Origin of the sequence: Lentilactobacillus curieae, from assembly GCF_000785105.2 — a bacterium.
GTDB classification, from domain to species: Bacteria; Bacillota; Bacilli; order Lactobacillales; family Lactobacillaceae; genus Lentilactobacillus; species Lentilactobacillus curieae.
This window is the reverse complement of the sequence record NZ_CP018906.1, coordinates 1091373-1112937: the sequence shown is the minus strand read 5'-3', so window position 1 is coordinate 1112937 and position 21565 is coordinate 1091373. Positions and strand designations below refer to the sequence as shown.

Here is a 21565-nt window from a genome sequence, read left to right as displayed (position 1 = left end):
CAGCACAGCCGCCATTCACAGGCTTTTGTTAATTTTATTTAGGATAAACACAAACGCCTTCTGGAACAGCGTAGTCTTTTTGAACCAACTCAAGCTTACCAGTCTTAGCATCGCGAGAATACAACGTTGCATTATCAGTATTTTGATTTACCAATACAACCATTGATTGGTCTTTACTTAAGTTGAAGTCACGAGGAAAATCACCCTCAGAACTAATCAGTTGAATCAATTCTGCATCAGTATCAGCACCAACTTTGAATACTGCCAATGAATTGTGACCACGATTTGAAACGTAAACATAATTATCATCGTTAGAAATCCTGATTGCAGCAGCTCCGTTATGGGTTGTCCAATCAGCAGGAATTGTACTGATTACCTGTTTGATAGCAAAGCTACCAGTCGATTTGTCATAGCTAAGTACAGCAAGGTTACTGCTAAGTTCTCCAACTAGATAAGCATTATCTGAATTTTTAGCAAACACAATATGCCGTGGACCAAAACCAGGTTCAAGTGCTAACTCACTAACCTTAGCGAGCTTACCCTGATCATCAACGTCATACACGTAAACACGGTCTAAGCCAAGGTCACAAACGACGACACGGTTATCTGGAGTTAGATCCATAAAGTGTGGATGAGGTCCATCAGCCTGTTCTTCCTTTGGACCAACTTGGCCACTGTGAGTTACTCGGTCAGCCAACTTCAAAGAACCGTCATTTTCAATTGTGTAAGTCGTAATTTCTGCTGTATGATAGTTAGCGGTATATACTAAGTTCCGACCAGCATCGACAGTAATATAAGCTGGGTTGGTATCTTGGTCGATCACTTTATCTTGGGGTTCAAATGGCATAGAGCCTTGAGTGGTGTCGAAAGATTGAACTCCACCACCATTGCTTTCTTTATCAACCATATACAACCGACCATTGCTTGCGGATGCAACGTACGTTGGGTTTCCAGCAGGACCAACTAATTGTAAGTTTTCTAATTTTTGTGATTCTAAATTCAAGTCAAGTTGGTAAACACCCTTGCTTGTTTTGTGAGTATATGTTCCAATGTAAAATTGTTCAATCATTAATCATGGCCTCCTAATTTGTCTACGCTTTCATTATGCCATAGCCAATGCCATGAACAAAACTAATAATCGTGAATGAAGGTAATTTTATGTCACAATTTGAAAAGTATCACCCAATCTTAACGCCTAACTACACCCTTGACTGGTTAACTCAAACACCAGTTAAGAATATTTTTGAGCTATACCAAGGCAATAACTATGAAACCAGCTTAACAATCAAGCGCCCCAGCAGCATTCTGGATACCGTTCGGAATGTTAACCACACAATGCAAAAAGTTATGGCAGAGAAGGAATTGACTTGGGGAATCACAGATTCAGACTCAGGGGAATTTCTTGGGGTGATTAAGGCCTTTGACCTTTCAGAAGACACTCCAGAAGCTAAGATCTCCTTTGTTACTAAGGCCCAACAACCCGAGGAGCTCCTTTTCCAAGTTGTAAAACGAACTGTAAAATTTATTATTGATCACTTTGCTTCCACAAAAGTTGCCATTCATTTGGAAAAAGATAATCAATCAGTAACCCAAATTCTAAAACTATTAGGATTTATCCAGGCAAATCAAGGTCGCTGGGTTCTTTCCTTAACTGAAGATTTGAAAGAAAATTTCTAAAAAATTGAATTATCCCTAAAAATAGATTAGAATGATTCTAAGGTAATAGGTAGAATCATTTAAGGAGGAGTCAAAATGACAAGTAGTGCCTTGAGTGAATCTTTGGCAAGCTTAAAGGAACAGGGAGTCCGGATCACCCCACAACGAGAAATCATTCTTGATTACTTGATCCAAGTTGATACCCACCCCACAGTTGAAATGATTCGGGATGGGATTGACGAAAAACTACCAAACTTAAGTGTGGCAACGATTTACAATACGTTAAAATTGTTGGTAGACAAAGGTTTGGTTATCGAATTGCCAAACGATGACGGTGGAATCAGGTACGACTTCTTCGGCAGACCCCACTATCACGCAATTTGTGAAAACTGTGGAAAAATTATTGATGTCTTTTCTGATCAGTACGCAGATATCGTACAGGCAATTAAAAAAGAAACTACGGAAAAAACTGGCTACTTAGTAACTGGAACTCAATTAGAAGTTACTGGACTGTGCAAGGAATGCCAAAAAAAGCTGCAAGTAAAGGAATCATTCAAAAAGTAATGTAACACTTGTTTGTCATTGTTAGATAATGTTTGTCAACAACTCTTAACATGATTGACAATTATGCTTACAAAGCCCGTAATAACGCTGATTGTGGCGTTTTACGGGCTTTCGTTATTGTTGCTACCAAGACTAGAATCATATATAGTGTTGGCAGTTAAAACGAAATAAAGTCCGTTCGGGATATGAAACCATTGGGTAAGGAGAGTTCAATTTGAAGAAAGGTATCATCAAAGCTATCTGCACATTGTCATTTGCTGCATTCGGTTTGCTCGCCGCTTCAGGTAGTCAAACTGCTAATGCACAAAGCGTTAATAGCTACATTGCCAATAATGGGATTGGCCATGCTTCAGTAACATCATCTGTTTGGGGAGGATTCCCACATAATAATTACCGCCATAAAGGTAAACCTGAGGGTGTGGTAGTCCACGAAACTGCAAACCCAAACTCAACAATTTACAATGAAATTGCGTACATGAAGAAAAATTATAACGCTGCATTCGTACATTCATTTATCGATGCCAGCAGAATTATCAACATCGCAAACACTAAGTACCTTGCTTGGGGAGCTGGCCCAGTTGCCAACGCTCGCTTTGTTCAATTCGAGCAAGTTCGGGTTCACAGCAAGTCAGCATTTGCTAAAGAAGTGTCTAATGCGGCTTACTATACTGCCTACATTTTGCATAAGTATGGATTGAAACCAAACGACGCTGTTTATGATGGTAAAGGAACTGTCTGGTCTCATGGGGCTGTTTCTAAGTATCTAGGTGGTACCAACCATTCTGATCCAAAGGATTATTATGCTTCAATGGGTAAGAAGTACTTTGGGGCTTCATACTCATTTGCACAATTCTATAAGCTAGTAAAAACCAACTACAATAACTTGTACGTTGAAGCACACACACCAGCTGCTAGTTACGATAAGGTTAGCTACAAGTCATCTAACGATACTGCTTCACTTGGTAACAAGTACAAGTCATACCGCCTTTACAACCATGTAAAGGGATCTAGAGCAGGTGTTAAAAGTTATAGCTGGAGTTCAGTGAAAGCTAAGACTGGTAAGAAAGTCTACATTGACAACATTGGCCAGAAGGAAAATGGTAAGTACGCTTGGTATCGAATCCGTTTCTCAAAGAGTGATTCTGCTAAGAAGTACTGGGTATACGAAAAGGCATTGAACATTAGTGCTGACGAGGCCTCAGAAGCAAGTGCCAAGGTTGCCGTTGATGACACTGCTACTGATTCAAGTAGCGAAGTGGTTACTAGCTCAAGCAATGAAACTAACTCAAGTTCAACCACAGTTACTTCAGATGATTTCAGCTAAACAGTTGACATAAGAATAAAAATTGCATATTATTACTTTACTGAAAGACCAAGTAGCGCACTAAAGAGAGAAGTTCGATTGCTGAAAGAACTTTGAAGTCGCGAATCCTACCTTTCTATAATAAAAATTAATATTATAACTGTAAAAGTGCGAAGCTCTGCTTTGAATGAGAATGGTACCGCCCAATGGGTGTCTCAATTTCAAAGCAGAGCTTTTTTTAGAAAAAAGGGTGATTATTTGGCAGTCAATCGGAAAATTAAATCACAAAGAATCGTAGTTAAAGTGGGAACAAGTAGCTTAATTCACCCTAACGGGACGGTAAATCTCCGGACTTTCGATCAGCTTGCTTATGTATTGAGTGAGCTCAATAACCAGGGCAAGGAACTGATTTTGGTATCTTCTGGAGCAATTGGGGTTGGTTTAAATAAGTTAAATCTTAAAGAGCGGCCAACCGAAATCGGAGCTCAACAAGCTCTGGCAGCAATTGGCCAATCAGAACTCATGACTCTGTTTACCCAACGGTTTAACCACTATCTAAACAATATCGCCCAGGTGCTTTTGACCCATGACGTTTTTGATTACCCCAAAAGCAACAACTACGTAATGAACACCTTCAACTGTCTACTTAAGGACAACATTATTCCCATCGTCAACGAAAATGATACCGTCGCCGCAGATGAATTGGATCACCGCACTACTTTTGGCGACAACGACCAACTTTCGGCAATTGTAGCCAGCCACGTTGATGCAGATCTATTAATTGTTCTCTCGGATGTTAACGGCTTTTATGATGCTAATCCAAAGAAGAACCCTGATGCCAATCTAATCAGTCAAATTAATTCAATCGATGATGAAACATTCACCGTGGCTGGTGGAACCGGGAGTCGTTTTGGAACTGGTGGTATGAAAACTAAACTGGCCGCTGCTAAACGGATGATTGACGAAAACCGCCAAATGGTACTTGCTAATGGTGAGGACCCCCGGATTATTTTCGATATTTTAGCTGGTGAGCCAATTGGAACTTTGTTTAGCAACTCCACAACCGCTCTTCAAGAGGAGGCCAAATGATGACAGATAATTTAAACGAAATTGGTGCGAACGCCAAGAAAGCCGCATTTCAAATTGCTAATTTAGATACTGAAACCAAAAACCAAGTTTTGAATGAATTTGCTACTGCATTAACTGAGCACACAAATGAAATCGTTACTGCAAATAACAAGGATTTAGATAACGCCAATGATTTACCTGCAAAATTTGTGGACCGTTTAAAACTAACTCCTGAAAGAATTGACGGGATGGCTGAAGGCCTTCGTCAAGTTGCTAATTTAGCGGATCCAATCGGAAACGTTGATACTGGATTTACCAACAAAGATGGGTTAATCATCGAACAACGACGCGTGCCACTTGGGGTTATTGCCATGATTTTTGAAGCCAGGCCAAACGTTAGCGTTGATGCTTCTGCCCTCACCTTTAAGAGCGGTAACGCAGTAATTTTAAGGGGTGGTAAGGAAGCAATCAATTCTAACACCACCCTCGTGGACATCCTCAGAACGGTGCTCAATAAAAACGGAATCGACGAAAACGCCATCCAAATTTTGCATGACACTAGTCACGAAACTGCCAATGAATTAATGCATCTCAACCGTTATGTTGACGTACTAATCCCTCGAGGTGGCTCTGGTCTGATCAACGCTGTTGTTCAAAACTCTACTGTTCCCGTAATCGAAACTGGTGCCGGCAATTGCCACATTTACGTCGATGACAGTGCCGATTTAAAAATGGCCACCGACATTACAGTCAATGCCAAAGTCCAGCGCCCAAGCGTTTGTAACGCCGCTGAAAAACTATTAATTAACGCTGACGTTGCTGACGAAATGTTGCCAACGATTGCTCAGGCACTGGAGGATAATGGTGTGGAACTTCGTGGTGATGATAAGAGTCGTCAAATCGTAAGTTCTATCAAACCAGCAACAGCGGATGATTGGTCAACTGAATACAATGATTTGATTATGGCAGTTAAGGTAGTCGACTCAGTCGATGACGCTATTAGCCACATCAATGAATATTCAACTGGTCATTCAGAATCAATCATCACTAATAACTACGCTCATGCAAAAAAATTCCAGCAGCTGATTGACTCAGCCTGCGTTTACGTCAATGCTTCAACTAGGTTCACTGACGGATTTGAATTTGGGTTTGGTGCCGAAATTGGTATTAGCACCCAAAAGCTACACGCTCGCGGGCCAATGGGACTCAACGAAATTACTACAACGAAGTATGTAATCTCGGGAGATGGCCAGATTAGAAAATAGCAAAAGCGAATATAAAATGAGTCTACTAAAGTAAAAAAAGGGAGTAGGACAGAAAGCATACGAAGATGCTTTCGTCGTCCCACCCCCGCAAGACCAACAGTAACTGAGAGTCATGGGTAATGGCTCTCAGTCCTGATGGTTACTGCGTGTAGCAACTATCTGTATATAAGAAAAAATACCGTTATAATTTCAAAAAATGAAATTATAACGGTATTTTTTTGATGAGCCTAGTTTTTGTCCCAGGTTCATTTTTTTACAATACCCGTTCGCTTCTTCGCCTTCTCATCGCCATTATCCACGTTGTAATTGGAATCGTCAGTACAACCCCAATTAGTGACAGAACAATTGCAATCAAGTCATTAGCAAAAACCTTATCGTTGATAATTGATCCAAACGAATAACCTAATCCATTTAGCCAAATGAATAGTGCCAATGAATTTCCAAAGAAACCAAAAAACAATGTGTTCACGGCCGTTCCGATAATTTCCTTACCAATTTCGATTCCATCTGAAAACAGCTGATCACTCGTAATTTCTTTATGAACGGTCAAGATTTCATCTAGTCCCGAAGCAATTGCAATCGCCGCCTCAGCGATTGCTCCAAGTGAAGTTAAAATTGCCGTACAAATGGCAACCTTGGTAAAGTTGATACCAACTAAAACAGATAGTCCTTCAAGTTCCTCACTATCTTCCAAACCAAAACCGCCAACTTTTGCCCAATACTCAACAGGAATAATGGTCAACACTAAAAGCGTTAAAATAATTAGGGCTCCAAAGAATGCTGTGGTTGAGGCATTATCACTTGCGTTGCTCCAAAAAATAGTAATTGCTAAAACAACAACGCTAGCAGTTACCGTAACTATTATTGGGGGGAAGTGAAAAGCAATGAGCACAATCGTAAAGAACACAATTCCAAAGTTAACAATCATACTTAGAAATGCGCTAACTCCCTGGCTACCACCAACAAACAGCATTAGTCCAAGCAGAATAATAAATAATAATGTAATTGTTCCCATTATTTCTCACCTGCTTTCAGCCAAATGCTTGATAGAAAACTTGAGAAAATCACCGTCATAACAATCCCAATGGCGCTGACCAGACTAGACAGCATCCCCAACGACATATTCATTGAAAACGAATAACCCCAAGAATTACCGTTTTTCAAAAATAATAACGTCATCGGTAGTGTCTCTGCCATAAACACAAAGAACAGCACATTTACTAACGGCCCCATAATCGACTTTCCAATTTGACGACCAGAATCAAAAATTTCTCGTCTGGTTAGTTCAGGACGCTCAGTTTTCAATGTTGCAAGCGATGCAACAATATCAACAGATTCATCCATAACTGCTCCCAACACACCAATCAGGACTTCAGCCACAAATAGTGGTCGCGGAAGCTGGGTCACGTACTGCATTGATTCGTAGTAAACGCCTCGTTCATGCGTGACTCTGAAAACAATCATCAAAATTATAATTGTTAATGCTGTTGCCCCCACAACTGATGCTAAGGAGATAACCATCCGTTGGTTCCAACCAACAACTAACAGCAGTGTAATCACACAGAATATCAGTGCCAAAATACTAAAGTTTAAGATTACCCGTGCACCTTGAATGTGCTCGTTAATCCGAATCGCGATGATAAACAGGATTGAGTTAATCACAATGCTGGAAATCACCGTAATCCCTTGCCATTTAAGGAACACCAGTAATAGACAAATTGCTAACGCAAATAAAAATGCAACTGATGTGTCACGTTTAACATCTTTGACCGTTGCCCTTAGATTGGGCTGTTTATGTACAGTTAGAAAAACTTTTTGTCCTTTATGAAGATTATGATCCATCGCTCCCGAATCGGAATACAGATTACTAATGGTCAACTTCTTACCGGCATACTTTCCATTGGTAATCGTCCCCGAAACTAGTTGCTTATGCTGGTGGTCAACATTTTGGAATTCATCTGTTACCTTATATTTACCCTGATTTTTGACTGACGTTACCTTCATGATTGGATCAGAATAAAACCGGTCATTATGGGCAACTAGGAACACTGTCCCGATACATACTAAAATAATCGCTAGAATCTGAAACCACGTTACTTTTTTTATTAGCTGCATATCACGTCTTCTTTTCGAATTCATTTTATTCGTAATTGTATCATCAACATGCAACTTTGCAGCACCGCTTTAAAAAGTATTAAACAAATTCCTAAAATAGGTATGATTATTTGTTTATTGATTATATAATTACCAAGGCTTATTAATCTATCAAAAAGGAGTCCCCATGTACCTGAAACCAATCAAACTCGTCACGATTATTGCAACATTAGGAATTATCCCCATTGAAGCCAACGCTTCTCGAGCTAATTATAAAGTGAACCGGTTAGGAAGAATAACTAACCGAAATTACCGATATTACAAGCGTATCCCCCACCCTAAATCAAAATCGCTTGGGCGGCTAAAAAAGAATGAGACTTTTCTCTTTGACCAGAAAAAAATTATCAATTCCAGGACATCGTACCTCCACTTCTACTACGTTGGTAACCGTGGAGCCTGGATCAACTCTAAGGCAGTCTCATTCAGTCACGTTAAGTATCAACCAACTCATACTGGCCGAACTGTCAGTAAACCTAAGCCAGTGCCGGTGACACCCATCAGTGATAATAAATGGTCAACTAAAAACATTAACGTTTTTATCGAGAATATGGATTCCGATTATCAATCAATTTGGCAAAACGCAGTTAATAAGTGGAATCAAACCAACGTGGTCAGCTTAAATCTGGTTAGTTCAAAGCAAAGTGCTGATGTCACTCTACAAACACAATCAGAGCGGCCAAAGGATTTTCAGTCCCCAACCACTACTGGATGTAGTTATTTTTCAAGTAATCATCACCGCTTCATTAAAGCCCGGGGAATCTTACTTAGTCATCCCCTAGCCGAAGCTAATTATTCTACTCACCAGAAGGAAAATGTGGCTACCCATGAATTGGGGCATATTTTAGGTTTAAAACATAACGATGTTTCTCCATCCGTCATGAATCCCAATGTTTGCGATGAACAAATCTCAGCTAGCGACATTGCGGCCTTGAAGACAATCTATAGCTAAACTTCAAACTTTATTGATAAAACTAAAGGAGATAGCCAAGATGCAAATTGCATCCTAGCTACCTCCTTTTTTAATTACTCAATAACTAACACGTTTGTGACTGAGTGACGAACGACATACTCAGTAGTTGAACCTAATAAAGCTCTAGAAATTCCGTTGACCCCCGATTTACCAACAACTGTTAAATCAGTGCCATACTTTTGTGGTAGCTCTTTAGAGATTGCTTGCTTAGGAACCCCAATAACAAAGTTAGTGTTGGCATCAACCCCAGCTTCATCAGCCCTTTGCTTAGCTTTTGATAAAATTTCTTCAGCGCGCTTCTGGAAGGATTCCATGACATCTTGTCCCAAGGTCACCCCATACTGGACGTAACGTTGATCAGTTGCGACGGAAACAATTTCCAAAGATGAACCCAACTTTTTTGCTAATTTTAATGCCTCAGTCAAAGCAGCATCGGCATTCTCACTACCATCGATTGGAACTAATATTTTGTCATACATAATAAATCCCTCCAGACATATATTTACATTCTTATTTTATCATTAAGGTCATTGACCAGATACAGAAAAGTTTCAGTTTCATTATTCATAACTCAAATGCTGTAAATCCGCCTTGCTTTGTTTCAATTCGCTGATTCGTTCTTCTAGCCTGACACCAAATCCCTTACAAATATACGTTTCTTCTGAACTTTCTGGGACAATGTCCGGGACCTCAGCTAGTTGATCAGTGATTACTAGGCTACAAAACGCAGTAAAAGCAACTTGCTTGTCTCCACTATCTTTATCTTGAGTTACAAACTTAGTGAACACCTCGACAGACTTAGTAGTTGCTCCAGTGACGTACGATACGCACTTGTAAATCGTCTGCTGACTAATTGGGCTATAGAAATGAACACGGTCATAAGAAGCAGTTACAAAATTAACACCGGGGAGATACTTAACTACTGCCATTCCTGCATTTGCATCCAAAACTTCAAGGGTTCGGCCACCAAACTGCATTTGACTATTATTTAGGTCACGCGGAAAAACGTACCCTTCGTGGACAGCTCTGGTATCTTTACAATAGACTTGACTCATAGTTTCACCTCAACTGGATTCATTACTCTAATAATACCGATAAATTCACTGAAAGAACATGAAAAGCTTTTATAACCGTTTTTTATGAACTATACTGGTTTTTAACATCATACTAGGAGGAATCGAAATGGCTAACACACCTAAAGAAGTAATTGACGAGTCCCAATTTAAGGACGACCTCTACCAAGCAGTAAATGGAAATTGGTTAAAGGACGCAACGATTCCCGATGACCACGCATCAACTGGTGGATTCATGGATCTGAACGACAACATCGATAAAACATTGATGAGTGACTTTGACAAATTACCAGATGCTGACTTGAAGGATACCAACGAACCATTTCAAGAGTTCGCTAAACTTTACGCACTTGCCCAAAATTTTGACAAGCGGGACAAGGATGGTGCTGAACCAATCAAGCCATTCCTAGATAAAATCGAAAGCATCAGTAACTTCGATGACCTGAACAGCCAATTGAAGGACTGGACCCTTAGTGGCCTACCACTTCCATTTGGATACTGGGTCGACGCTGACATGAAGAACACCAAAATTAACGCACTTTACGCCGGAACCCCTGGCCTATTCTTACCAGACCGCACGTATTATGAAAATAACAATCCTGCATACGACCAATTAATGCCCGTTTTCTCGAAGATGGTCACATCACTGTTGGTTCTTGCAGATTACAGTAGCAGTGAAGCTGACGAAATCATGGAGTCTGCTAAAAAGTTTGATTCAAGCATTGCCCCTCACGTAAAATCAGCCGAAGAGTCTGCCGATTACACTAAATCTTACAACCCAAGAAAATTTGCCGAATTTGCTAAAACAAGTAGCAACATTGACTTCAAAGGTTATGCTGACTCACTATTTGGTAACGCTCCAGAACAAATCATCGTCACAGAACCTAAGTACTATGAAGCTCTTGATTCATTCGTAAACGAAGACAGTTTCAGCGACATGAAAAACTGGATGTTAGTTAAATTTGTTACTTCTGCATCAAGTTACCTATCTGAAGAATTTAGACAAACTGGTTCGACGTATAGCCGCGCCCTGTCAGGTAAAAAGGTTGCCACCCCACAAAAGAAGTCTGCTTTCTACTTGGCTTCAGGAGTCTTTGGTCAAACCGTTGGTGACTACTACGCTAAAAAGTACTTTGGGCCAAAGGCCAAAGCTGACGTTGAACAAATGGTTCGCAACATGATCAAGGTTTACCAACAACGCCTTGAAAATAACACTTGGCTTGGTAAGGACACGCGTGATAAAGCAATTCTCAAACTTAGCAAGTTGGAACTTCACGTTGGCTATCCTGACAAAATCGACCCAATTGAATACAAATATAAAGTTACTCCTCAAGGTGATGGTGGAACACTATTTGCAAATGTAAGTGAATTTAGACGCATCACTAAGGAAGCCAGGTTCGCTGAACTTGGTAAGCCCGTTGACCGCAGCCGATGGGAAATGAGTGCCAACACCGTTAATGCTTACTACGATCCATCAAAGAACATCATCGTGTTCCCCGCAGCAATTTTGCAGGCGCCTTTCTACAGCCTCGACCAGTCTTCAAGTGAAAATTATGGTGGAATTGGTGCCGTAATTGCCCATGAAATTTCTCATGCATTTGATAACAATGGTTCGCAATTCGATGAATTGGGTAACCTAAACGACTGGTGGACTGATGAAGACCGGAAACACTTTAACCAGTTGGCAGACAATATGATTGCTGAATTTGATGGCCTGGCTTTTGCAGGTGCGAAGGTTAACGGTAAACTAACTGTTTCTGAAAACATCGCTGATGCGGGTGGCTTGAGCTGCGCTAACGAAGCTGCTAAAAATGAATCAGAATATGATTTAAAGGCATTCTTCATAAACTGGGCGCGAATTTGGAGAATGAAAGCTACAACTGAGTACATGCAATTGCTCCTTAACATTGATGTGCACGCTCCTAACGAACTGCGGGCTAACGTCCAAGTTAAGAATCTCGATGACTTCTACAGCACATTTAACGTCACTGAGGGTGACGGAATGTTCCTACCCGAAGATAAGCGAGTTAAAATCTGGTAGTTTAAATCAAAAAACGATAATCAACTCCTGTGATAGGAATTGGTTATCGTTTTTGATTACCGTTTTCTTACAACTCTTTATCTTAGTTTAAGTCTTTCTTAATTGGCTTGTTTTCTGGTTATCCTCGCATAACAATTAGATTGTACATACGGGGAGGTACGATTATGCAAAGGACAATTAAACAACCAAAGGAACATAAATCGCTCAATTATCTTTACTACACGATTGCCTTCGTGGTCATCTGTGGTCTAACTTACTCGATGCCTTGGCTTTCAGAAAAGGCACTGATTTGGAACATTGATGGGATTGCCCAACATTTTCCAATTTTGGCACAATTTCAAGGAATTTTACAGGGGCACGTCCACCAGTCACTCGCTGGGTGGTCGTGGAATCTTGGTGCTGGTGGGGACCAGTTAACCACATTTGCTTACTACGTGATGGGGGATCCTTTTAGTTATTTAATCGCCCTTTTCCCCGCATCAAAACTCGAATTTGGATTCCAATTTCTAATCATTTTACGTCTGTACTGTGTCGGTCTGGCATTCATGGCTTGGGCTAACCGCCTACCATATAGCAAGCACAGCAAACTCATTGGAACCTTAATCTACACGTTCTCTGGATACAACTTCTACGTTTCAATGCATCACCCATTTTTCCTACTACCAATGATTATTTTTCCGCTGTTAGCTATGGGTGTTGAAGATGTTCTTCAAAAACGCAAGTGGATTCCATTAGCAATCGCTACTGCACTAGCCTTAATCAGTAATTTCTATTTTGCTTACGTGTTAGCATTCGGAACCTTCGTCTATTTGCTTGCTCGGCTACTTCACATTCGTAGCCAATCAGAAAACAAAAAATTCGATTGGTTTTTGATTTATCGAGTCCTTCAAGGTGTTTTCACCGGGCTACTAATGTCTGGAATCATCTTGATTCCAACTCTGATGGCAGTTTTTCAGTCATCTAGATCAATGAATCACGCGGAATTTGCTAATGGACTGTTCTTATACCCATTTAGCTACTACCTAAGCATCCCCAACCAACTAATCACCAGCACCACAATCAAAAACTTCTGGTTTGTCGTTAATATTGGTGGGATTGCCTTTTTAGCAACAATCTACGTATTAATTCATTTTAAAGCTCATAAATATTTGGCATCCGTTCTTTCAATCATCTTCGTTGCAGTTCTGCTTCCACAAGTTAGTGCAACCATCAACGCATTCTCAACCCCATCAAACAGGTGGCTATTACTAGCAGTATTGCCACTAGCCCTTGCCACGATGATTTTTGTGGATAAAGCAAACGAGCTGACTGGCCGTGACCTAATCTGGCTAGTTAGCGCTTCGGTCGTCTTAGTGGTACTTGTTTGGGCAACCCAAGGGTTCACTCTTAACATTCCCACAAACGACCTTGTAACTTATGGATTCTTGTTTGTCTTATTGATTGTTATAGTTGGTAGACATTCAATGCATCTCAAATCTAGCTGGTTTATGCTGGCTCTAACAAGCGTTGTTTTTGTTAGCCTAATCAGTAACGGTCAAGGGTGGCTAAGCCCAAATAATAGTAGAAACACGTCCCAAGAACTAACCTCAGGATCTGCCACCATGTGGCTTCACGATTACTATGATGGGGCTGAAAAAAATGTTAAACAGGACAAGAGTTTCTACCGAACGACTACGACCCATAATTATTACTCACACCCAACTGCGGGAAATAACATTCCTACCTTCTTGGGGGCAAAAGATTTAAATTCTTATTACTCGATTCAAAATGGGTACCTGTACAAATTCAACGAGTCATTAAATAACCCACAATCAGTGGTGAATGGCTCAGTTGGTCAAGGGGATAACCGGACGACCTTGCTGAATTTATTGGGAGTTAAATACCTGTTTGCCAAAACCGATATTCTCAAAAAACCACAGTCGATTCCGTACGGTTTTAGCTTTGTAAGAAACAAAGCTGGAAAGATTATTGACTATCCTGAAAAACCAGTTCCGGGGCTTTCTAATCATTCTGGAACGGTCATCCTAAAATCAAATTTGTCACTGCCACTTGCTTACCTACAAGAAAAATCAATTTCAACGGCAACCTATGACAGTTTAGGCCCATTGCAGCGTGAGCAGGCACTTCTCCAGGGGGCTGAAGTTGGTAAGTCAGTTTCTGGCGTCAGCTCAATTCAGCCAAGTTCCAACATTCAAACTGTTAGTTACACCCCACATCTTTACACTCAGCACATCGTTAATAACGCTGTCAAAGCAGTTCTTTACAGAATGCGGCATTCACCTAACACTCGTTACCAACAAACAGCTGCCGATAATCCGGTAACATTGCCCGAAAACAAACGAATGATTTGGGCAAAAGCAACCGGAGTTCATCCTCACAGTCCTTATCTACAAAATGTGATCAAGAAAAATCAAGCGGTAATTGATCGCAATAATATAGAAAACAGCAGCAGTTTACATCTAATGGATAACGACGCTCAGGGACGCCACTTGTCGTATCAATTAAAAATTGATAATCCAAAAAAGTACAAGAACTGTGAACTTTACCTTGTGATTGACGGGGTAAAAAGCTCTCGCCACAGCTTAAGAGACCGAATCAATACCTTAGATGCTAATGCAGTTGTTAGCGGTGACCCACTTTCAAAGCTGCAAAAAATCGATCGGGCTAGAACTGCAATCCAGTTCCCTGATTTAGGTGCCTACACCTTATCAGTTCAAACCAAAACTAATTCAAATTACTACCGTCAGTTGCCTGTAAGCAACTTGTCGGATTATAAAGACCGGCAACATGTGGTGCTTAATTTAGGTTACTCGTCTGCTCCACGTGGTGGCGTAATTGTCAGATTTAATGGAGTCAAACGCCTAAAATTCAACAGCGTTAAATTAATGGCAATTCCATTTAACAAGAATTACAACCGTGAAGTTACCCAACTTCAACGTCATGGACTGCAAAATCTGCAGGTTAAAAATGACCGAATCACCGGTACGACAAACGATACCAATCACCAAACTATCTTAACCACGTCCATCCCTTATACCAAGGGGTGGCACCTCAAGGTTGATGGCAAACGCACCCCAACCTATCTGGTTAACAAAGGGTTTATTGGGGCAACAATTCCTAAGGGAGAACATAACATTGTAATGACGTATGCTACTCCTGGGTTCAAATTAGGAATTTTGGTATCAATCATCGGCGTTCTTTGGTTAGTCGGATTTGCAATTCTAGGACTAATTAGGGACCTGTGGCAGAAGAAAAAGAATGGTTAAACAAAGACCAGCGACTCGCGAAGGAGTTGCTGGTCTTTTTAGGTTTAGTAAACTAGATATTGTAAACAATCTTGCTACTTCAATTCTTTAACCATATTAAACCAAGTTTCCCCTGCATGCTCAAAAGCTGAAACTCCTTCATTCACATATCCATTAGCTTCATAAAACGGAATCAGCTCTTCCAAACAAGTTAAAGTAATTGCTTCTCGTCCTTGCTGTTGTCCAACACTTGCCAACTGGCTAAGTAGTTGGCTACCAACTCCATTACTGCGGAATTGTGGATGCACAGCAAGGCTTAATACTGCGATGTACCGGTCAGCTGGTTGATTAGTCGTAACTTGATCAAATAATCCATCGTCAATGTATCGTTCATCGCTAGCTGGGCCAACGATGTAGCCGACAATCATTCCGGCAGCCTCGGCAACAACAAATGTATCGCTAATCTTACCAATTCTTTCAGCCATGCTGTCACTAGTTGCCGCCTCTTCAGGGGTAAATCCAGCATTCTCAATCTCCATGAGTTTATCAAGATCATTTATTGGTGGTGCCCGAAATTCTAAATTCATTTTAACTTCCTCAATTCATAAAAAAAGCGGCTCATCGCCGCTTTACGTAGTTTATTTAACTGCTGAGTACATCTTTAAAGCTAACTTTGCTCTGGCTACGTCCGTGTAGGTTAACGGGTTGAATCCCTTTGTATTAGCCTTGAGCTTAGCGTAATCGTAAATCTGTGGGGTATCACTTGCGTAGTACATTGCATCATTTTTGTTAGGTGAGTGATCTAACCCGAGGGCATGACCAAATTCATGAGCCAGTGTTCCTGCATATTCCAAAGTTCTAGCTTTGTATCCAATGTTACTCTTCGAGATATCACTCTTTTCAGCTGTTAATTGTGCCTTAGCCGCAGCAATCTGTGCGTTACGATACGTTGCAAGTTTCTGAGCATAATCCGCTGAACTAGGATCCAATGTCTTAGCATACTCATCAATATTGGCGTTAGCCTTCTTGATCAACGATGCCATACTTGTGGATAAAATTTCATTAGCCAAACTTTGTGGTGCCTTTACAAAAAATGAATAGCGAACCTGCATCTTCTTGTCAGTTGGTGACCACCAAGCATCACTTTCATCAGCTAGTGTTGCTTGGGCGCGTGAAACTGAGAATGTTAATGTATGGCTTCTCTGGGTTCCAAATTTTAGAACCTTTCTACCTAATTTTTGATTCCAGTAGTTCATTGCTAACGTTAGGCTTTGTTTCAAATATTTATTGCTAGTTTTTACATACACACTCGCAGTTTTCTTTGAAGTGAGCGCTGTTTGCGAGCTGAGATCTAATTTATATTTTTTTACAATTGCTGACTTGTGAGCCCGATAGTATTTATTACTCTTGCTGAGCAACGAAGTTGTTGGCGTCACACTAGTAAGTGTAGCTGCGGAAGCTGGCACTATGTTAGCTAACGGTGCAAACACAAATGAACAAGCGATTCCAGCAATCATTACTGTTTTAATCTTCATATTTTTAATCATAAACTTCCCCTGAATATTCATAAATTTAGTTTCATAGTACAAGTCATTCTGGAATATATCAAGCAGTTTGAAAACAAGTAATGGAATTGTCATTAATGAGTAATAAGTTTCTTATGGGGATTCGTAGAGTGGAAGTTGGTCGTCATAGCTAAAACGTGCTTCTCACCACTGTTTTCTCCGCCTAAAATAAATACCGAGCCCGGAGCATAGCTCCAAACTCGGTATTTACCTTAGTGCTCAAAAACACCCGTGGTGTTCAGCACTCTATAATTAATCCCTATTCATCAACACATCAAGCAATTCTTGCGCTGATTCATTCAAACTTGACTTCTTCTTATCGTAGCCAAGGTGGGTATAAATTTCACCAACAAACGTACCCTTCTTAAACAATGAAGAGAACACTTCATCAATAATTGGTTGGGTTTCTGCTTGCTTTTGCACAGGTCCAAATGGGTTGGCAAAGAATGTAGTACTCATTCCAACTTCATCAGTAGTTCCCAATGCCTTCCGCTTACCAGCAACGAACACTGCCTTAGCAGATTCTTCATCCTCAAATTGGTGAACCCCAATTTCCTTTGAGTAGTTGTTTGCGTACAACCACATATCAACGTGATGGTGTTGAACAATATTTGGATAAGTGTTGGCAGGAATGATACAACGAGCATTTGAAAGTTCTGGGTTCATGTAGATACCACGATCCATGTTGCTGAAAGCAACTTCTGAACTAAGGTCATCCAAACGAACGAACGCACCAGTTTCAGTACCTTGAGCGTAGATAGCTTGGTCATCACCAGTCAAGGTAAAGCTTCCCATGTCATCGAAAATAGTTTCAATGTTTACAATCTTGTCATCGGCAATCTCTTGCAACGCTTCGATTGATTCTGACTTACCGGCACCACTATCACCAAAGAAGACAACTGATTTAGTCTTACCGTTTGAGAATGTGATTTTAACCATTGAACCATGGATTGGCAACTTGTGCTTGCTAATCATGCTTAAGTTATGAAGAGTCAATACCATCTTCTTCATGTAACCGAAGTATGTGGTTTTGTCATTGTAAGGTACTTGACCAACATAAATATCGTTTTCTTCATCAAGGAAGTAATGACAGTTATCATCAGTATCAGAAGCAGCTCCTTCTGTACCAAAGAGCAAGATAATATCAGGTTTGTGGCCCTTAACATCTTCTTCATTAGCTAATTCAAACAAATTACCTAATGCTAATCCGTTTGAGAAGTAATCGCGGTCAAAGTAGATGTATGCAAGACTTTGACCGACCCAAGCTGGGTAACAATACCAACTGTCACGATCACCTTTAAAGTTTTCAATTGGGTTCTGCTTAGTTTCTGAGAACACACCTTCACGCTTGTTGCTCTTAGTGTGAACCATCATTGGTGGGCGAACCATCAATGTGTCAATGAAGCGAATGCTAGTTAAAGCAGCGTATTTGTCAGGAACTGGCCACTTAATTGATTGAGTTAAAATACAAGCATTTGAACCAGCATTAACCTGACGGTAAATGTGGTTTCCGTGTCCTTGTAGCTTTTCTTCAACAGTTCTGTAAAGTTTTAGAACTAGTTCGTTAAATTGGTTGTCAATATCCATGAAGGCTGTGGCAACAATATCATTTTGATGTTTATTAATTGTGGCAACTCGAAGGAGTGAACGGTAATATGAGTACAAATCTTCGATACTATTTAAGATATCTTCTGAATCAAATTTGAGTTCGTCCATGCGATTCATCAAAATATCCTTGATCACATCAACATAATCTTGTACTGAAGCATCGTTCAGCGCAGAAGGTGTTTTTTGGTAATTTTCATCTTCCAAATAAACCTTGATTACATCAGCTAGTTCATCACTATTTGCTAGTTGAAAAACATCCTTGATAAACTTGTTGCTGTAATTCAATACTGCAACCCCTCTATCTGGGTTCACGTATAACGGCGCTGTATCAATTTTTTCTTGTGCCATAAAAATTAAATTCTCCTTCTTCTATTGATTGTTGTAAATTCGGATTATTAACATTGTAGTCTATTTTCAGTAATTTTTTAAGCAAATTTTCATTTTTCTGTTATCTTTTACGAATAATTCGCATTTCTATCTGTTAATTTGTATGGATGCATACAATTTTTATTTTTTATCTTCAACTAAGTTTTCTTTCTTAACTAATAACAATTCTAATCTAATGTAAAATAATTGGATTTAGGCTATAATGATACAAGTAAGATGTGAGGTGATCGACGTGAAACTAAGTGAATATCTCCACGGTCAACTAACATTCCTTAATGAACAGTTAGATGACGCAAAAGAAAACAACAACGAACCAATGCAATACCTGGTTGACTCAAAGATGACAGAGGTCAAGTTGATCTTAGAAGCCTTGCAAAAGGGAATTATCGATGAGGTAAATTAAGTAATGACTAATCTAATCCATTGTCAAAAATGGTCAGGCGACTTTTCTTGACATATTTAAATAAGGCAATAGTATTAGTTGCTGTTATTTAACTTTGCCCACGAATTTTATACAAAGGAAGTTTATTAATTGATTACATTAAAATCCCCACGAGAAATTGAAAAAATGGCTGAATCTGGTGCAGTTCTCGCTGGTGTTCATAAAGGACTCCGCGATATGATCAAGCCAGGTCTTGATACATGGGAAATTGAAGAATTTGCCCGTAACTACATCGAAAAACGCAACGCAACTCCTTCAGAATTAGGATTCGAAGGCTATAAGTACGCAACCTGCGTTTCTATCAATGATGAAGTTGCTCATGGAATTCCCCGTAAGGGTCTCAAGCTTAAAGAAGGAGACATTGTTAAGGTTGATTTAACTGTCAATCTTGATGGTTTCGAAAGTGATTCTTGCTGGTCATACGCCGTTGGCGAAGTTAGTGACGAAGTTAAGAAGTTAATGGAAGTTACCCAAAAATCACTTTATATGGGAATTGACAAAGCCGTCATTGGTAACCGAATTGGTGATATTGGTGCTGCCATTCAAAACTACGTTGAAGGTGAAAATGGCTTCGGTGATGTTCGTGAACTAATTGGTCACGGTATTCAACCAAGCATGCATGAAGAACCAAGTGTCCCTGCTTATGGTAAGGAAGGTCATGGTCTTCGCCTTAAAGAAGGTATGACAATTACCATTGAACCAATGGTCAACACCGGAACTTGGGAGATCAAGGACCGACTAGACGAAAAGGACGATTGGACTTATTACGTATCTGCTGATGGAACACCTTCATCACAATATGAACACACAATTGCAATCACCAAAGATGGTCCTAAGATTTTGACATCCCAAGGACTGGATATTGATAAAAAGTACCAGCTTTAATAAAAAAACCGCAAGTAAGTTTCAGATATTGTTGAAACTTACTTGCGGTTTTCTTTTGATCAAATTTTTAATAGTCAAGTCTTTAATCTATTCCACAACACTGGTAACCTTTCATATAACGGGTAGGCTTGAAGATTGCGAATCATCGGCCACAACCTATAATAGAATTCAGGGGTGAAAATAATGAATAATAAAAATTTTAAATTTCCAGATACTGCAGCGTACAATTTTGTAATTAGTGCGCTTAATGAAAAAGGAATCACCGTGGAAGACATTGCTAACATGGCAATGAGCCTCCAAAAAGTATTTTTCGATAATTTGACGATGGATGAAATGTTGAAGAATACCAATGATGTATTACATAAACGAGAAGTGCTGAATAACGCCATGGTGGGCCTTGAGCTTGACCGTCTTGCATCACAAGGACTGTTGAAAGAACCACTTGAAAGCATTGTCATGAATGACTCCGGCGTCTTCGGAGTTGATGAAGGAATCGCCTTAAACATCGCCAACATTTACGGTACTATCGGGGTCACTAACTACGGGTTCATCGACCGCGATAAAACCGGAAAGATCAAGGATTTAGACGAAGAAAAAGACGGTGTTTCAAACACGTTTGTTGACGATATCGTCGGTGCCATTGTTAGTGCGGTATCAGCAAAAACAGCTCATGAACACAACTAATTTATTTCCAACCAAAGTGAGCAATGTTTACTTCAGCCTTTGTTAGGCCTGAAACATATGGATTATGGCTAACGTAATATCGTAGTGGCTTATCGGTCCAATCACCTTTTGAGACGCCAATTCGGCCAGAAGTCTTAATTTGTCGTGGCTCTAAACGATTATCGATATCAATTTTCAACTTATCGTCACCAATTATTTGAAAATTCATCAACTTATCCTCAATTCCAAGTGCGCCCATAAGTTTTCCGGGACCATTTGTTAGCTCCACACCATGCTTGGGACGATTATGGTACATAATTTCCTGGCCAATCGTCGGTTGAATTGCACGAATCAGAACCCCCTGGGGGACATCTTTTGCCTGGGTAGCAACATCAAGTAGGTAACGTCCATGAATTGAATATATGTAAATAGTTCCAGGTGGCCCATACAGCGGTTCATTTGAAGCCGTTCGTTTACCATTAAATGCATGAGCTGCAGAGTCTCGCTCGCCCATGTACGCCTCAGTTTCAACAATTCGGCCACCAACAAGGCCATTTGGAGAATCATAAGTTAGCAACGTTCCTAACATCTTTTTTGCAATTTGATCAGTAGTATCACTATCATAGAAGTTGTGAATGGTCATATTATTGTCCTTTCAATAAGAATTTGGAGGTCA

The 21565-nt window shown here is 40.1% G+C and carries 20 protein-coding genes; 11 read left to right on the top strand and 9 right to left on the bottom strand.

Going from position 1 to position 21565, the window contains the following annotated elements; translation table 11 throughout:
* Positions 1-34: 34 nt before the first annotated feature.
* The gene (locus tag PL11_RS05250) at positions 35-1069 is read right to left on the bottom strand and encodes a lactonase family protein (protein ID WP_035167823.1); all 1035 of its coding nucleotides are present in this window, start codon (positions 1067-1069) and stop codon (positions 35-37) included.
* An 89-nt stretch (positions 1070-1158) separates the two neighbouring features.
* Here PL11_RS05250 and PL11_RS05245 point away from each other — a divergent pair, with 89 nt between their 5' ends.
* From PL11_RS05245 to PL11_RS05225, 5 genes are all read left to right on the top strand, one after another.
* Complete coding sequence (locus tag PL11_RS05245; RefSeq protein WP_035167822.1) at positions 1159-1677, top strand: GNAT family N-acetyltransferase; 519 nt, start codon at positions 1159-1161, stop codon at positions 1675-1677.
* A 75-nt stretch (positions 1678-1752) separates the two neighbouring features.
* A complete protein-coding gene (locus tag PL11_RS05240; protein WP_035167821.1) occupies positions 1753-2220 on the top strand; it encodes a Fur family transcriptional regulator in 468 nt (155 codons plus the stop codon).
* A 214-nt stretch (positions 2221-2434) separates the two neighbouring features.
* Positions 2435-3544: a peptidoglycan recognition protein family protein gene (locus tag PL11_RS05235; RefSeq protein WP_035167820.1), complete on the top strand. Its 1110-nt coding sequence runs from the start codon at positions 2435-2437 to the stop codon at positions 3542-3544.
* Positions 3545-3781: 237 nt separating this feature from the next.
* Positions 3782-4612, top strand: a complete 831-nt coding sequence (gene proB / locus PL11_RS05230; protein WP_035168347.1) for a glutamate 5-kinase — start codon at positions 3782-3784, stop codon at positions 4610-4612.
* The gene (locus PL11_RS05225; protein ID WP_035167819.1) at positions 4612-5856 is read left to right on the top strand and encodes a glutamate-5-semialdehyde dehydrogenase; all 1245 of its coding nucleotides are present in this window, start codon (positions 4612-4614) and stop codon (positions 5854-5856) included. The genes proB and PL11_RS05225 overlap by 1 nt, the downstream gene beginning before the upstream one ends.
* A 253-nt stretch (positions 5857-6109) precedes the next feature.
* Here PL11_RS05225 and PL11_RS05220 read toward each other — a convergent pair whose 3' ends face one another.
* Both PL11_RS05220 and PL11_RS05215 read right to left on the bottom strand, forming a co-directional pair.
* Positions 6110-6871, bottom strand: a complete 762-nt coding sequence (locus tag PL11_RS05220; RefSeq protein WP_035167818.1) for a YibE/F family protein — start codon at positions 6869-6871, stop codon at positions 6110-6112.
* A complete protein-coding gene (locus PL11_RS05215) occupies positions 6871-7971 on the bottom strand; it encodes a YibE/F family protein (protein ID WP_035167817.1) in 1101 nt (366 codons plus the stop codon). Before PL11_RS05215 ends, PL11_RS05220 begins: the two co-directional genes overlap by 1 nt.
* 166 nt (positions 7972-8137) lie before the next feature.
* On the opposite strand from PL11_RS05215, the gene PL11_RS05210 reads away from it, so the two are divergent.
* A complete protein-coding gene (locus PL11_RS05210; protein WP_035167816.1) occupies positions 8138-8959 on the top strand; it encodes a M57 family metalloprotease in 822 nt (273 codons plus the stop codon).
* Between the two features lie 74 nt (positions 8960-9033).
* Here PL11_RS05210 and PL11_RS05205 read toward each other — a convergent pair whose 3' ends face one another.
* Entirely contained in the window at positions 9034-9459 is a 426-nt protein-coding gene (locus PL11_RS05205) for a universal stress protein (RefSeq protein ID WP_035167815.1), read from the bottom strand.
* Between the two features lie 81 nt (positions 9460-9540).
* Entirely contained in the window at positions 9541-10035 is a 495-nt protein-coding gene (locus tag PL11_RS05200; RefSeq protein ID WP_035167814.1) for an acyl-CoA thioester hydrolase, read from the bottom strand.
* A gap of 127 nt (positions 10036-10162) precedes the next feature.
* Between PL11_RS05200 and PL11_RS05195 the strand changes: the two genes are divergently transcribed.
* A complete protein-coding gene (locus PL11_RS05195; RefSeq protein WP_078256925.1) occupies positions 10163-12094 on the top strand; it encodes a M13 family metallopeptidase in 1932 nt (643 codons plus the stop codon).
* A 164-nt stretch (positions 12095-12258) separates the two neighbouring features.
* Complete coding sequence (locus PL11_RS05190; RefSeq protein ID WP_052127818.1) at positions 12259-15360, top strand: YfhO family protein; 3102 nt, start codon at positions 12259-12261, stop codon at positions 15358-15360.
* 74 nt (positions 15361-15434) lie between these two features.
* Here the strand turns inward: PL11_RS05190 and PL11_RS05185 are convergent, their stop codons facing one another.
* The 3 genes from PL11_RS05185 to PL11_RS05175 form a co-directional block, all read right to left on the bottom strand.
* Positions 15435-15926 (bottom strand): GNAT family N-acetyltransferase, encoded by a 492-nt coding sequence (locus PL11_RS05185; protein ID WP_035167812.1) that lies wholly within the window; start codon positions 15924-15926, stop codon positions 15435-15437.
* Between the two features lie 51 nt (positions 15927-15977).
* Positions 15978-16979, bottom strand: a complete 1002-nt coding sequence (locus PL11_RS05180) for a matrixin family metalloprotease (protein WP_078256924.1) — start codon at positions 16977-16979, stop codon at positions 15978-15980.
* A 177-nt stretch (positions 16980-17156) separates the two neighbouring features.
* Positions 17157-18860 (bottom strand): phosphoenolpyruvate carboxykinase (ATP), encoded by a 1704-nt coding sequence (locus PL11_RS05175; protein ID WP_035167810.1) that lies wholly within the window; start codon positions 18858-18860, stop codon positions 17157-17159.
* A gap of 271 nt (positions 18861-19131) precedes the next feature.
* Here PL11_RS05175 and PL11_RS10355 point away from each other — a divergent pair, with 271 nt between their 5' ends.
* The 3 genes from PL11_RS10355 to PL11_RS05165 all read left to right on the top strand — a co-directional run bounded on the left by PL11_RS10355 (position 19132) and on the right by PL11_RS05165 (position 20910).
* Positions 19132-19302, top strand: coding sequence for a hypothetical protein (locus PL11_RS10355; protein WP_191982047.1), 171 nt, complete (start codon positions 19132-19134; stop codon positions 19300-19302).
* Between the two features lie 129 nt (positions 19303-19431).
* Entirely contained in the window at positions 19432-20226 is a 795-nt protein-coding gene (gene map / locus PL11_RS05170) for a type I methionyl aminopeptidase (protein ID WP_035167809.1), read from the top strand.
* 183 nt (positions 20227-20409) lie between these two features.
* Positions 20410-20910, top strand: coding sequence for a phosphatidylglycerophosphatase A family protein (locus tag PL11_RS05165; RefSeq protein ID WP_035167808.1), 501 nt, complete (start codon positions 20410-20412; stop codon positions 20908-20910).
* A gap of 1 nt (position 20911) precedes the next feature.
* On the opposite strand, the gene PL11_RS05160 is transcribed toward PL11_RS05165, so the two are convergent.
* On the bottom strand, positions 20912-21532 hold the full coding sequence (locus tag PL11_RS05160; protein WP_035167807.1) for a DNA-3-methyladenine glycosylase: 621 nt from the start codon (positions 21530-21532) through the stop codon (positions 20912-20914).
* Positions 21533-21565 lie beyond the last annotated feature (33 nt).